The organism is Marinactinospora rubrisoli (assembly GCF_042664915.1).
GTDB classification, from domain to species: domain Bacteria; phylum Actinomycetota; class Actinomycetes; order Streptosporangiales; family Streptosporangiaceae; genus Marinitenerispora; species Marinitenerispora rubrisoli.
In genome coordinates, this window is sequence record NZ_JBHTBH010000010.1 from 33,363 (window position 1) to 46,114 (window position 12,752).

Annotated in this window: 13 protein-coding genes and 2 tRNA genes; 9 read left to right on the forward strand and 6 right to left on the reverse strand. The window is 71.5% G+C overall.

What is annotated here, in order from left to right:
- The first annotated feature begins 141 nt into the window (after window positions 1-141).
- The 4 genes from nadD to ACFQRF_RS20105 all read left to right on the forward strand — a co-directional run bounded on the left by nadD (window position 142) and on the right by ACFQRF_RS20105 (window position 2,199).
- The gene (gene nadD / locus ACFQRF_RS20090) at window positions 142-804 is read left to right on the forward strand and encodes a nicotinate-nucleotide adenylyltransferase (RefSeq protein WP_379872682.1); all 663 of its coding nucleotides are present in this window, start codon (window positions 142-144) and stop codon (window positions 802-804) included.
- 57 nt (window positions 805-861) lie between these two features.
- Window positions 862-1,260 carry a ribosome silencing factor gene (gene rsfS, locus ACFQRF_RS20095; RefSeq protein ID WP_379872683.1) on the forward strand — a complete coding sequence of 133 codons (399 nt, stop codon included), beginning with the start codon at window positions 862-864 and terminating at the stop codon, window positions 1,258-1,260.
- 144 nt (window positions 1,261-1,404) lie between these two features.
- On the forward strand, window positions 1,405-2,037 hold the full coding sequence (locus ACFQRF_RS20100; protein WP_379872684.1) for a histidine phosphatase family protein: 633 nt from the start codon (window positions 1,405-1,407) through the stop codon (window positions 2,035-2,037).
- 89 nt (window positions 2,038-2,126) lie between these two features.
- Window positions 2,127-2,199 (forward strand) — tRNA-Ala (locus tag ACFQRF_RS20105).
- Between the two features lie 200 nt (window positions 2,200-2,399).
- Here the strand turns inward: ACFQRF_RS20105 and ACFQRF_RS20110 are convergent.
- The 3 genes from ACFQRF_RS20110 to ACFQRF_RS20120 form a co-directional block, all read right to left on the reverse strand.
- On the reverse strand, window positions 2,400-2,777 hold the full coding sequence (locus tag ACFQRF_RS20110) for a TetR/AcrR family transcriptional regulator (RefSeq protein WP_379872685.1): 378 nt from the start codon (window positions 2,775-2,777) through the stop codon (window positions 2,400-2,402).
- A gap of 110 nt (window positions 2,778-2,887) precedes the next feature.
- On the reverse strand, window positions 2,888-4,327 hold the full coding sequence (locus ACFQRF_RS20115) for a carboxylesterase/lipase family protein (RefSeq protein ID WP_379872686.1): 1,440 nt from the start codon (window positions 4,325-4,327) through the stop codon (window positions 2,888-2,890).
- A gap of 25 nt (window positions 4,328-4,352) precedes the next feature.
- Window positions 4,353-5,258, reverse strand: coding sequence for an MBL fold metallo-hydrolase (locus ACFQRF_RS20120; protein ID WP_379872687.1), 906 nt, complete (start codon window positions 5,256-5,258; stop codon window positions 4,353-4,355).
- A gap of 124 nt (window positions 5,259-5,382) precedes the next feature.
- On the opposite strand from ACFQRF_RS20120, the gene ACFQRF_RS20125 reads away from it, so the two are divergent.
- The 3 genes from ACFQRF_RS20125 to ACFQRF_RS20135 all read left to right on the forward strand — a co-directional run bounded on the left by ACFQRF_RS20125 (window position 5,383) and on the right by ACFQRF_RS20135 (window position 6,917).
- Entirely contained in the window at window positions 5,383-6,360 is a 978-nt protein-coding gene (locus ACFQRF_RS20125) for a helix-turn-helix domain-containing protein (RefSeq protein ID WP_379872688.1), read from the forward strand.
- A gap of 68 nt (window positions 6,361-6,428) precedes the next feature.
- Window positions 6,429-6,501 (forward strand) — tRNA-Ala (locus ACFQRF_RS20130).
- 179 nt (window positions 6,502-6,680) lie between these two features.
- On the forward strand, window positions 6,681-6,917 hold the full coding sequence (locus tag ACFQRF_RS20135; RefSeq protein WP_379872689.1) for a hypothetical protein: 237 nt from the start codon (window positions 6,681-6,683) through the stop codon (window positions 6,915-6,917).
- Window positions 6,918-6,934: 17 nt separating this feature from the next.
- Here ACFQRF_RS20135 and ACFQRF_RS20140 read toward each other — a convergent pair whose 3' ends face one another.
- The 3 genes from ACFQRF_RS20140 to ACFQRF_RS20150 are packed head-to-tail and all read right to left on the reverse strand — an operon-like array spanning window position 6,935 to window position 10,751.
- Window positions 6,935-9,229 carry a xanthine dehydrogenase family protein molybdopterin-binding subunit gene (locus tag ACFQRF_RS20140; protein WP_379872690.1) on the reverse strand — a complete coding sequence of 765 codons (2,295 nt, stop codon included), beginning with the start codon at window positions 9,227-9,229 and terminating at the stop codon, window positions 6,935-6,937.
- Window positions 9,230-9,240: 11 nt separating this feature from the next.
- On the reverse strand, window positions 9,241-10,233 hold the full coding sequence (locus ACFQRF_RS20145; protein WP_379872691.1) for an FAD binding domain-containing protein: 993 nt from the start codon (window positions 10,231-10,233) through the stop codon (window positions 9,241-9,243).
- Window positions 10,230-10,751 carry a 2Fe-2S iron-sulfur cluster-binding protein gene (locus ACFQRF_RS20150; RefSeq protein WP_379872692.1) on the reverse strand — a complete coding sequence of 174 codons (522 nt, stop codon included), beginning with the start codon at window positions 10,749-10,751 and terminating at the stop codon, window positions 10,230-10,232. The genes ACFQRF_RS20145 and ACFQRF_RS20150 overlap by 4 nt, the downstream gene beginning before the upstream one ends.
- A 320-nt stretch (window positions 10,752-11,071) precedes the next feature.
- Here ACFQRF_RS20150 and ACFQRF_RS20155 point away from each other — a divergent pair, with 320 nt between their 5' ends.
- Both ACFQRF_RS20155 and ACFQRF_RS20160 read left to right on the forward strand, forming a co-directional pair.
- A complete protein-coding gene (locus tag ACFQRF_RS20155) occupies window positions 11,072-11,737 on the forward strand; it encodes a TetR/AcrR family transcriptional regulator (RefSeq protein WP_379872693.1) in 666 nt (221 codons plus the stop codon).
- Between the two features lie 137 nt (window positions 11,738-11,874).
- On the forward strand, window positions 11,875-12,699 hold the full coding sequence (locus ACFQRF_RS20160; protein ID WP_379872694.1) for a DUF427 domain-containing protein: 825 nt from the start codon (window positions 11,875-11,877) through the stop codon (window positions 12,697-12,699).
- Window positions 12,700-12,752 lie beyond the last annotated feature (53 nt).

A 12,752-nucleotide genomic window follows, 5' to 3' on the forward strand; every position in this document is an offset into this window, starting at 1 on the left:
CGGTTTCGGGCATCAAGATATGACGCGTTTCCCGGCGGAGTGGTGGGTAGGTCGGGGAATAACCGGTGCGATGGCCCGAGTTAGTCTCGGCGTTGGACAAGCAACCCGACATCGGGTCGGAAACCGAGCGAAAGCAAAGCCGTGCCGAACGAATCGACCAGTCCTCTCGACGCGCTCGTGCCGGGCCGGCCGCGGCCGCGGCGGGTGGGCATCATGGGGGGCACCTTCGACCCGATCCACCACGGACACCTGGTCGCGGGGAGCGAGGTGGCCCATCTCTTCCACCTGGACGAGGTGGTGTTCGTGCCGACGGGGCAGCCCTGGCAGAAGGACTGCTCCAAGGTCACTCCCGCCGAGCACCGGTACCTCATGACCGTCATCGCCACCGCGGAGAACCCCCAGTTCCGGGTCAGCCGGATCGAGGTGGACCGTGCCGGTCCCACCTACACGATCGACACCCTGCGCGAGATGCGGTCGATCTATGGTCCGGACGTCGAACTCTTCTTCATCACCGGAGCCGACGCGCTGGGCGCTATCCTGAGCTGGCGCAACGTGGATGAACTCTTCGAACTCGCGCATTTCGTAGGCTGTAACCGTCCAGGTCATCGGCTCACCGATACCGGGCTGCCCGACGGCAAGGTCAGTCTCGTGGAGATCCCGGCGTTGGCCATCTCCTCGACCGAGTGTCGGGAACGCGTCCGCAAGGGCGAGCCCATCTGGTACCTGGTGCCCGATGGCATCGTCCGTTACATCAACAAGACCGGGCTCTACCTCGACGACGGAATGGCCTTCGGCGCCGACTGAGCGCTGCCGGACCCATCCGCCGGCGGGGCAGGACCCCAGGGAGGCAGCTGCTACATCGTGACCGCCACGGACAGGGCCGTCGAGCTGGTGAACATCGCCGCTGAGGCGGCGGCCGACAAACTCGCGCAGGAGATCGTCGCCTACGACGTCAGTGAGCAACTCGTGATCACTGACGCCTTCGTGCTGTGCTCCGCGCCCAACGACCGCCAGGTGCGGTCGGTCGTCGACGAGATCGAGGAGCGGCTTCGCGCCGCCGGTGCCAAGCCGGTCCGCCGCGAGGGCGAACGCGACGGGCGCTGGGTGCTGCTCGACTACGTGGACCTCGTCGTGCACGTTCAGCACGAGGAGGAGCGTGGCTTCTACGGGCTGGAGCGGTTGTGGAAGGACTGCCCGGTGATCCCGCTCCCCGAAGACGCCAGGGGCCTCGCGCGCGCGGCGAGCTCCGGCGAACTCTGAGCCGTCCACCGGCCCCGCCCGGCCGTCCGCCCCGCCGGAACGACCCGTGCGGGCGGGCGATGCCGCCCTGCCCCCACGGGCGGCCGCGGCCGCGCGCCCGGGACGGCTCCCGACCGTCGATCCGCAGTGGTCAGGAGTGAACCTGTGACCCAACCCCGCCGCGTGGTCTGCTGGCGCCATGGGCAGACCGACTGGAACGCCGAGAAGCGGTTCCAGGGCCATACCGACATCCCCCTCAACGACACGGGCCGGGCCCAGGCCGAGCACGCCGCGCGGCTGCTCAGCGCCCTGCGCCCGGACGCCATCGTCGCCTCCGACCTGCGCCGCGCCGCCGACACCGCCGCCGCGCTGTCCCGCCGCACCGGCCTTCCCGTGGAGCACGACAAGGGCCTCCGGGAGCGCTCCGGCGGACTGTGGGAAGGTCTCACCGGCGCCGAGATCCGCGAACGCTGGCCCGAGGAGCACGCCCGCTGGGAGATCCCGGAGGGCGAGGACCTGGCCGCCGTGGCCGAGCGCGTCGCCGAGGCCGTCCTGCGCCACCTGGCCGCCGTCCCCGAGGGCGGCGTCCTGGTGGTCGCCAGCCACGGCGCGGCCCTGCGCGCCGGCATCGCCCACTTGCTGGGCCTGCCAGCCGAACACCGCGACGCCCTGGGCCCGCTGGACAACTGCGCCTGGTCCGTCCTGGGCCCCCGCCGCCACGACGGGGACGGCTGGCGGCTGCTGGAGCACAACGCCGGCACCCTGCCGGCCGAGCCCCAGCTCAGCGACGACCGCTGAGCGGCGGCGCGGCAACCGTTTCGACTAACCGCCGCGACTCCGCTATTGTTCTGGGAGTCGGCCGGGGAAACCCGGGCCGTCTCCCACCAGGGGCTATAGCTCAGTTGGTAGAGCGCTTGCATGGCATGCAAGAGGTCAGGGGTTCGAATCCCCTTAGCTCCACATAAGTTGAGCGCATCGAAACGCGCCCCGTCTGATGGCGGGGCACGTTTCGTTTTCGCGCGCGGGCCGGTCGGCGCGTCGGTGGCGACGTGGGCGAGGAGGCCGGCGACGGGCTCATCCGGGTGCGGGTGCGGTACGCGTACCGGTCGCCTCGCTTGTCGCCGACCAGGGCGCCGGACCTGATCGCCGTCGCCGCGGGTTCACGGTGCGGCCCCCTTCAGGAACTGGTTCACCGCCGTATCGGTCAGCTCGTCCAACCGGCCACCGTCGATCAGGCCGGTGTTGACCAAGGTGGCCAGGCCGTTGATCGCGTGACGGATGCTCTCACCGAGGCGCCTGAATCCCGCCTCCGCCAGAGCGTCCAGCAGGTCCCGGCGTTCAGGGAAGTGCCGGCGCGGGGCCGCGTGGCTGACGCCTACTTCTCTGGCGAGGTCGCGCAGCGAGAGCCGTCCCACGCCGCGCGTGCGCAGACTGTGCTCCCTGGGGATGAGAGGCGCCCCCGCGCCCGCTAGACGCTCGGCCAAGACCCGCGACGCGAAGGTCGCGCGGCGCTTGTGGGAGGAGTCGGAGAGGCTCACCGGCACGACCTTCCCTCTCGGGAGCGGCCAGTCCAGCGAAGCCGCGGGGTGGTGACCGGGATGCGAGAAGTACACCTCCGACCAGGCGGGCCGCCGGTCCGGTGGGAGGTTCAGCTTCCGAGGACATGCGCCGCGGGCCGGTGCGGGTCGTACGCGCTCCAGCCTGGATTTCCGGTGCCGGCGAACGTGACCCACGCGGTGTGCGTGCGGGTCGCGAGGCCGGCCGGGGCGGGGTCGGGCCCGAGCAGGCCCGTGTCACCGTGCAGCCACGGCTTATCGGCGATGTCGAAGACGAAGGGCAGCTCGACGGTGTGAGCGGCGCCCAGTTGTCCGTTCAGGGCCGTCGAGCGATACCCGAACGAGTAGACGTGTGTGCGGCCGCCGGAGATCTGTGCGTGGGCTTGCGCCATGCGGGCCGTCCCGGCCCCGAACAGGGCCTCCCCGAGTACGGCAGAGCGCAACCGGCCCGGTGTCGCGTTCGGTTCTGCCGCGCGGTGCGCGGTGATCGCGGCCGTTGGGTCCGCGTGCACCCGGGCGGCGATGGCGAGCACGTCTGCTTCTGTGGAGGACTCCAGGTCGCCCTGCGGCACGAGGTAGAGGTGTCCCTCTTCGGTGTTGGTGCCGATGAGCAGGTCGACGTCGCGGGCCGGGCCGGCTGCGAGACCGTCGGCGGGCTGGACCGGGAGGACCAGGCTGAACGGGCTGAGGCCGGCCAGCGGGTCCGTCGCGGTGCTGGTGCGCAGGTCGAGCCCGGCCAGTGCGGGCAGGATCTCCAGGAAGCGCTCGTCCGGGATCGCGGCGAACGCTTCGGCGGTCGGTTCGACGCCCAGCGCGGCGGCCACCGTGCTGGTGACCCGTTGCGCCTGTTCCGGGGTGAAGGCGCCGGTGCCGCTGCCACTCTGGATGATCGCCCGCCGGAACAGGCCGTTGGCCTCCGGCGTCGCGAGGAGCGCTCCGACGAGCGTGGCGCCTGCGGACTGGCCGAAGATCGTGACGTTGTCCGGGTCGCCGCCGAACGCCGCGATGGTGGCGCGTACCCAGCCGAGCGCGGCGAGCACGTCGAGCATCCCGCGGTTGGCCGGAGCGCCTTTCAGGTCGAGGAAACCGGGAACACCGAGGCGGTAGTTCACCGTCACGAGGACGATGCCGTCGCGGGCGAACGCGCTGCCGTCGTAGAGCGCGGCGCGGTTCGAGCCGGTGACGAATCCGCCGCCGTGCACGAAGACCATGACGGGGCGGCTGCCGCCGTCGGCTGCGGGCGTGCGGACGTCGACGGTCAGGTACTCCTCACCCCGGACCCAGCCCGGCCCGAAGTAGGGGGCCATGTCGAGCCGGCCGAAGTCGCGGACCGGTTGGGGCGCTGTGGGGGAGGGGCGCGTGCCGTCGCGGACGCCGGACCAGCCCGGGTGCGGCGCAGGCGAGGTGAAACGGCGGGCACCGATCGGTGCCGCCGCATAGGGGATGGCGCGGTAGAACTCGCCGAAGTCGTCGCGGACGCCGCGCACGGCGCCGGCCGAGGTTCGGACGATCGGGTCCGCGTACTGGCTCACGGGAAACGTTTCCTTTCCGGGGGGTTCAGGAGATGCGGGAGAAGGCCGCCCACTCCTTGATCGCGAACTTCGACCCGTTGCGCTCGACTTCGGCGGCGCCTCGGCCGGCGAAGTGCGCGGGGAAGACGAGCGCGTTGTTCTCGGCGGCGTGACCGAGCAGCTTGTGACGGGTGGTCCGGGACTCGGCCGGGTCCTCGCAGAAGCAGGAATTGGTCCCCGGCTCCACGATCTGCAGCGGGCTGTGCACCAGGTCCCCGACGAACAGGGCCCGGTCGCCGCCGGACTCCAGGGTGAGCACGGACGATCCGGGCGTGTGCCCGGGAGCGAGATCGAGCCGCAGGTTCCTGTCGATCCGGTAGGAGCCCTCCCACAGGTGCGTCAGCCCCGCCTGGTGAACCGGCGTGACGCTGTCCTCGAAGACGTTCTGGTTCCCGCGGCCCAGCACCGTCTCGTGCTCGTTGGCCGGGTCCCAGAATTCGAAGTCCCGCCGCGTCATCAGGTATGTGGCGTTCGGGAAGGTCGGCACCCAGGTACGGCCGTCGAGGCGGGTGTTCCAGCCGACGTGGTCGATGTGCAGGTGTGTGTTGATCACGATGTCGACGTCCTCGGGCGCCACCCCGGCAGCGGCGAGATTGTCGAGGTAGCCGGTGTCCCGGCGGCTCCACACCTGTGCGTAGGGCCGGTCCTTGTGGTTGCCCACGCCGGTGTCGACGAGGATCGTGCGGCCCTCGCTCCGCAGTAGCCAGGACTGGATCGCCGAGTGGCACTCGTCCGTCTCCGGGTTCCAGAAATCGGGCGCCAGCCAGCCGCGGTGCTCCTCCCACGAGCCGTCGGGACTGCCCGGGAAGAACCGGCCCGGGGTCATCTCGACCGAGCCGTAGTACTCCTTGATGCGGGTGACGGTGACTTCACCCAGGGTGATCTGGTCCATGTGGTCCGTCCTCGATTCGGGTGAGACCGAGCCTGGACACGTGGGCGCGCATGAACCACTCCCGCGTTGTCCTACCACTCGCAGGGTGTGGCGGGGGCCGGGCCGTGACCCGCATACTGGCGGCATGGACGGACCTGGCCCACTCGGCGACTTCCTGCAGGCCCGACGGGCGCGGCTACGACCGGAAGACGTCGGCCTGCGCGACTTCGGCCCCCGGAGGCGGGTCGCCGGGCTCCGGCGCGAGGAACTGGCCCAGCTGGCGGGCGTCAGCGTCTCCTACTACACGCGGCTGGAGCAGGGCCTGTCCCGCGGGGCCTCGGCCGAGGTGCTCGACGCGATCGCCCGCGCGCTGCTGCTCGACGACCACGAACGCGAGCACCTCACCCGGCTCGCCGACGCCGCCCGCCGCACTCCCCGCGCGCGCCGTCCTCGGCCCGAGAAGCTCGCCGACGAGACGCGAGACCTCCTGCGCGCCGTGGACGGCGTCCCGGCGCTGGTGCTCGGCCGGCGTACGGACGTGCTGGCGTGGAACACCCTCGGGCACGCGCTGCTGGCCGGGCACCTGGACTTCCACAGCCCGGACGACCTGACGGGGCGGCCGAACATGAGCCGGCTGCTGTTCCTCGATCCGCACTGCCGGGAGCTGTACACGGACTGGAAGCGCAAGGCCCGCGCGGTGGTCGGCAACCTGCGCATCGCCGTCGGCAGGCATCCGGAGGACCCGCTGCTCGCGGAGCTGATCGGCGAACTGACGATGAAATGCCCGGAGTTCGTCGCGCTCTGGGGCGACCACCGCGTGGCACCCTGCGACGCCGCGTCCTACGAACTGCACCATCCCGTCGTCGGCACGGTGACCGTGACTCAGCAGACCTTGTCGATCGCCCGCTCACCGGACCAGGTACTGGTCGTATGCACGACCCCCACCGGCTCCCCCTCCGAGGAAGCCCTTGCACTACTCCGACAGACGAGCAGCGGCCAGGCGCCGTACGCGGAGAACGTCGATGCGCTCGGGCGGACCCCGGCCGCGTCGTCACCGTCCCGGACTTCGCTGCCAGGTGCCCGCGGGCCGGTCCCGGGCGGCGACCCTCGGGTGGACGCGTGACGAAGGCCGGGTGGAGCGCCGTGGGCCGAGGCACCCCTCCAGGTCAGGTAAAGTTGAGGATGCCGCGAGGGGCTATAGCTCAGTTGGTAGAGCGCTTGCATGGCATGCAAGAGGTCAGGGGTTCGAATCCCCTTAGCTCCACAGACACTTTGGACACGTCACACCGGATCGAGCCGGTTTCGATACTCGGACCGTTCGATCGGTGCTTGACCAGGGTGAAAACGCCCAACAACGAATGTCCTTCCCTGCCGCTGGTCGCGTGCGGCGGACGTCCGCCTCTGCCGAGTCCAGTGCGTTGCTTGGTCCAATAACGACATTCCGTGTCGTACCAGGATTCTGGCGACCTCGGGCCGCGTCCTTGCGATGCGGGTGGCCAGCCGGGCCGATTGGGCGAACGCGGCGGCGGGGTCGGCCTCCTCGCGCAGCGATCAGGCGTCAAGACCGTGGTCCTGACGCGCAACCCGCTCAACGACGCCAATATCGCGACCGCGCGCGCCACCATCGCCTCGTACTTCAGCGGTCCCGTCGCCTTCGCCGACGACCTCGACAACTACTGATCCGGCGGGTCCGGCGGTCACATCAGCTTGTCCAGCGTCAGCGGCAGGTCACGGACGCGCCTGCCGGTGGCGTTGAAGATCGCGTTCGCCACGGCCGCGCCGGCTCCGGTGATGCCGAGTTCGCCGATACCGCGTGCGCCCACGGGCGCGTACGGGTCGGGGATGTCGGTCCAGATCACGTCGATCTCGGGTACGTCCAGGTGCACGGGCACGTGGTACTCGGCGAGTCCGGCGTTGAGGATGCGGCCGTAGCGCTCGTCGAACTGGGTCTCCTCCATCAGCGCGAGCCCGAGTCCCATGATGATCCCGCCGCGGATCTGGCTCGCGGCGGTCCGGGCGTTGAGGACGCGTCCACAGTCGATCGAACCGAGGAAGCGGCTGACGCGCGTCTCGCCGGTGATCGCGTTGACGCGAACCTCGCAGAACATCGCGCCGAACGAGTGCATCGACAGGTTCGTCATTTCGAGCGGCGGGGGAGCGGCGGCCTCGACGGAGATCTCGTCGCGCCCGGCACGGGAGAGGATGGCGGCGTAGCTCTCGTGCCGCCCGGGCTCGCCGAGCCGGGCCAGGCCGCCGTTCATGGCGCCGATCTCGTTCGCGTCGAGTCCGGCGAGCGGCGAGTCGTCGCCGACGAGCTTGAGCAACTCGGCCACGAGGGCGTGCTGGGCGGCGACCACGGCCGCGCCGATCGACGCGCTCTGCTGTGATCCGGCGGCCGGCACCAGCCCGGGCATCGCGGAGTCGCCGAACGCGAACGACACCCGGTCCGGCGGCAATCCCAGCCGCTCGGCGATGATCCGTGTCTGTGCGGTGCCGGTTCCCATGCCCATGTCGTGCGCGGCGACCTCCACGCGGGCACGGCCCGTGGCGGTGAGCGTGATCCGCGCCGCTCCGCCGGGCATCCGGAGGTAGGGGTGCGACGCGGTCGCGCAGCCCATGCCCACCAGCCATTCGCCGTCGCGGACCGCGCCGGGCGCAGGGTTCCGTCTCGCCCACCCGAACCGCTCGGCGCCCGCGCGCCAGGCTTCGACGATGTGGCGTGAGGAGAACGGCCGGCCGTCGGTCGGGCCGCTACGGGGTTCGTTGCGGACGCGCAGCTCGACGGGGTCCATGCCCAGTTTCACCGCGAGTTCGTCCACCGCGCATTCGAGGGCGTAGACGCCGACGGCGCCTCCCGGTGCGCGCATGCTGCCGTTGGCGAGCATGTCGAGGTAGGCCATCCGCAGGTCCAGCTTGAAGCTGCCCGCCGCGTAGTGGCTGTGCGTCGCCAGCATGAACGGTTCCGGCCACGCGTTGTTCCGGGTCGTCGCGTGCGTACCGGTGTGGATGAGCGCCGTGAACCGTCCGTCGGCGTCGGCGCCGATGGCCACGCGCTGTTCGGTGCGGGCGCGGCCGCCGATCAGGCGGTACACGCCTTCGCGGGAGAGCACGATCCGTACCGGACGGCCCGCGAGCCTCGCGGCCGCCGCCGCGAGCACCTGGTGCTGGCCCAGGAGTTTCCCGCCGAAGCCGCCGCCCACGTAGGGGGACGTGACATGCACCTGCGACTCTTCGATCCCGAGGATGTAGGCCAGTGACCACGCGGTGTGCGACACCACTTGGGACGCGTCGTGCACCACGAGTTCGTCCCCGTACCAAGCCACGGTCGCGGCGTGCGGCTCGATGGCGTTGTGGTTGTGCGGCGGCGTGCGGTACGTGGCGTCCACCGCGACGGCCGACGCCGTCAGCGCCTCCTCCGCGTCGCCGATCTCCAGATGCAGCGGACCGTGGAAATGACCCGGATCCGTGCCGGCGGCCTTCGCCTGCGCGAAGGCCGTGACGGCGCGCTCGGTCTCGTATGCGGCGGTGACCAGCGTGGCCGCGTGGTCGGCCTGTTCCTGTGTCCCGGCCAGGACGACGGCGATCGGCTGCCCGTTCCAGTGGACGCGCTCGTCCTGCATGATCGGCAGGGTGTCGGCGCCCGCCGCCTTCTCACTGGTTTCGAACAACGGCATCGGCCGCATGCGCGGCGCGTTCCGGTGGGTCATGACGAGGACCACGCCCGGTGCGGCCTCCGCGGCGGCCGTGTCGAGCGTGGTGATCCGCCCCTTGGCGATCGTGCTGAAGACGAGCGCGGCGTAGACCATGCCGTCGAGCGGGAACTCGGCGGCGAAGGGCGCAGCGCCCCGCACCTTCTGCGGGCCGTCGATGCGCGGCATCGGCGCACCGACCCGCTCGTGGCCGTCCCGGGCCAGCGGGTCGGGTATCGCGTGGGGCCCCCACTCCTCCGGCCCCAGCGCGAGGGGGCTCGGTACGGTCGGTTCGTTGGTCACGTTTCCGTCCCTCATGCTGCTCGTGTCCCGTTCCCCGCGAGCTCGCCGAGCACAGCGGTGATGGCGCGTTTCGCGAGTTCCACCTTGAACGCGTTGCCGTTCAGCGGTTTCGCGTCGGCGAGCTCGGCCTCGGCCGCGTCGCGGAACGCCTGCATCGTGGCGGGTCCGCCCGTGAGCGCGTGCTCCGCCGTTCGGGCGCGCCACGGCTTGTGGGCGACGCCGCCGAGTGCCAGCCGTACCTCCGAGACGCGCCCGTCCTCGATACCGAGCACCGCGGCGACCGAGACGAGAGCGAACGCGTAACTCGCCCGGTCACGGACCTTGCGGTACGTGGAGCGGATCCCCGGTGCCGGTGCGGGGACCTCGACCGCGGTGATCAGTTCGCCGTGTTCGAGAACCGTGTCGATGTCCGGACGGTCCCCCGGCAGCCGGTGGAGTTCGGTCAGCGGCACCGTCCGCGCGCCTGTGGCGCTCTGGAGGTGCACCCGGGCATCGAGGGCGGCGAGCGCCACGCACATGTCCGACGGATGGACGGCGACGCAGGCGGACGACGCTCCCAGGATCGCGTGCGAGCGGTTGAACCCGTGCACCGCGTCACAGCCCTGGCCGGGACTCCGCTTGTTGCAGCGGAATCCGGCGCCGTCATAGAAGTAGGGGCAGCGCGTCCGCTGGAGGATATTGCCTCCGACGGTCGCCATGTTGCGGATCTGCGCGGACGCACCGGCGAGGATCGCGCGGGAGAGCACCGGGTACCGGGTGCGGACGGCGCGATGCTCGGCGACCGCGGTGTTGCGCGCCGCCGCGCCGATCAGCAGACCGCCCGCGCGCTCCTCGATGGCCGCTGACAGGCCGGTCACGTCGACCAGTGTGTTCGGGCGCTCGACGGTCTCGCGCATCAGATCGACCAGGTTGGTGCCGCCGCCGAGGTACTTCGCGCCGGCCGCCGCGCCGAGCCGGACGGCGTCGGCCGCGTCGCCGGCGCGGGTGTAGGCGAAGGGATTCATCGGGGCGTCTCCTCGTAGGTCTCGGCGATCGCGGCGACGATGCCGTTGTGCGCGCCGCACCGGCACAGGTTGCCGCTCATCCGCTCGCGCAGCTCGTCGCGACTGAGCGCGATCTGCTCGGCCGTGAGCTCGGCGGTGATGTAGCTCGGCACCCCGCGTTCCAGCTCGGCCGCCATGCCCACCGCCGAGCAGATCTGGCCGGGCGTGCAGTAGCCGCACTGCAGGCCGTCGTGCTCGATGAACGCCCGCTGCAGCGGATGCGGGCCGTGCTCATCGGCCAGTCCCTCGATGGTCACGACGTCCCGCCCGGCGTACTGCGCGGCCAGCGCCAAGCAGGACACGATGCGTTCGCCGTCCACCAGCACCGTGCAGGCGCCGCACGCTCCCTGGTCGCAGCCCTTCTTCGTACCGTGCAGTTCGAGCCGCTCCCGCAATAGGTCGAGTAGGGAGACGCGCGGGTCGTCCGGGGGGTCGACCGCCGTTCCGTTGATCCGTATCGATTGGGCGCTGTCGGTCACGGGAACTCCTTCGAGGGGGATGGCGCGGTCGGCACGGGGCCGGGCAGTGGCTCGTCCGGGGGCGCGGGCGCGGCGCGGAGCCCAGCTAACTGGAACAGTGATCCGATTATATGGATCCGTGTTCCACTTCGCAATGGGGTGAGTACCGCCGCCGTAGCTCGCGGCGCCCGGTGGTCCCGCTGCGTGCCGTCCGTCCGCCCGGCGGGCCGACCGTGCCCTTCACCGTGCGCCCGGCCCCGGCCCGGTGGCCTATCATCGGTCGAACAGGACTTTCGGCCGTGTGCGCCGCATATGGTTCGGTGAGCCACCAGGGGAGCGCTGTGGGGCGAGAACGGATCGAGCCCGGTGGCCGGCCCGCCGCCGCGGCGGCGGGCGGCGCGGCAGGGGGGCGGGAGACGTCCGCCCGGCCGCTGCGGGCCGACGCGCGGCGCAACGTCGACGCGCTGCTCACAGCGGCGAAGGCGGTGTTCGCCACCTCGGGAGTGGACGCCCCGGTACGCGAGATCGCGGCGAAGGCCGGCGTCGGCCTCGGCACCCTGTACCGCCACTTCCCCCACCGCTCCGACCTCATCACCGCCGTCTTCCGCCACGAGGTGGACGCCTGCGCCGACGAGGCCCCCGTCCTCGCGGCCGAGTACGGACCGGGCGAGGCGCTGGAGCGGTGGCTCTACCGGTACGCCGACTTCATCGCCACCAAGCGCGGTCTCGCCGCCGCCCTGTACTCGGGCGACCCGGCCTTCGACGCCCTGCCCGCCTACTTCGACGCCCGTTTCCGGCCCGCCCTCGGATCGCTGCTCGCGTCCGCGGCGGCGGCCGGGGAGATCCGCGGCGACCTTGAGGCCATGGAACTTCTGCAGGCGGTCGCCAACCTGTGCCTGCCCACGGACGCCGACCGCCCCGGCCACCCGCGGCGCGTGATCGCCCTGCTCATCGACGGACTCCGCTACGGCGCGGGGGACCGGCGGCACAGCGGGCACCGGCGGTAACGCGGACCCGCCCGCGCGGGCGTCCCGGGCCGGGCACGCGAGACCGACGTTCCCGGCCGGGGGTGGGGACGGCACGCGCCGGATGGGTAGGGCACCAGCTACCAGGACCGGCCGTGACGCACCGCAGGAGGCACACCATGTCGCTGACGTTCGGGGGAGGCCCGCTGGCGGGCGACGCGCCCACCACCGTGAACTACCGGATCGACGGCCCGGCCCACGACCTGTTCATGCATCCGTTCCCGCGCCGGGTCCGCGCCGAGGTGGGCGGGCAGACCGTGCTCGACACGGAGCAGGGGCACCTGCTGCACGAGACCGGCCTGACGCCGGTGCTCTACGTGCCGTGGGAGGACATCAAACGGTCGACGCTCACCCGCACCGACCACACCACGCACTGCCCCTTCAAGGGCGACGCCGCCTACTGGACGCTGTCGGTGGGCAGCCACACCGCGGAGAACGCCGTGTGGGCCTACCCGGAACCGAAGCCCGCGGCGTCGTGGCTGCGTGGGCTGGCGGCCATGTACTGGGACGCCGCCGACGCCTGGTACGACGAAGAGGAGCGGGTGCACGGGCACCTGCGGGACCCTTTCCACCGGGTGGACACCCGGCAGTCCAGCCGGCTGGTGCGGGTGTCCCTCGGCGACGAGACGATCGCGGCCACCGGGAACACCAAGGTGCTGTCCGAGACCGGGCTGCCCAACCGTTACTACCTGCCGCCCGAGGACGTCCGGCGCGACCTGCTGGTCCCGAGCCGGACCCGGGCCTACTGCCCGTACAAGGGCCTGGCGACGTACTGGAACGTGCGGGTCGGCGATCGCGAGGTCGCCGACGCGGTGTGGAGTTACCAGCACCCCCTGAAGGACGCGCAGGACGTGCGCGGCTACTACTGCTTCCTGCACGACGACCTGACCACCAAGGTCGAGCACCAGCCGGAACCGGTGTCGCCGCACCACCCGCTCGGCTGAACTCCGGACGCGCGGGCGGCCGCCCGGCGGTGCGCGCGGCGCAGCCGCCTGTG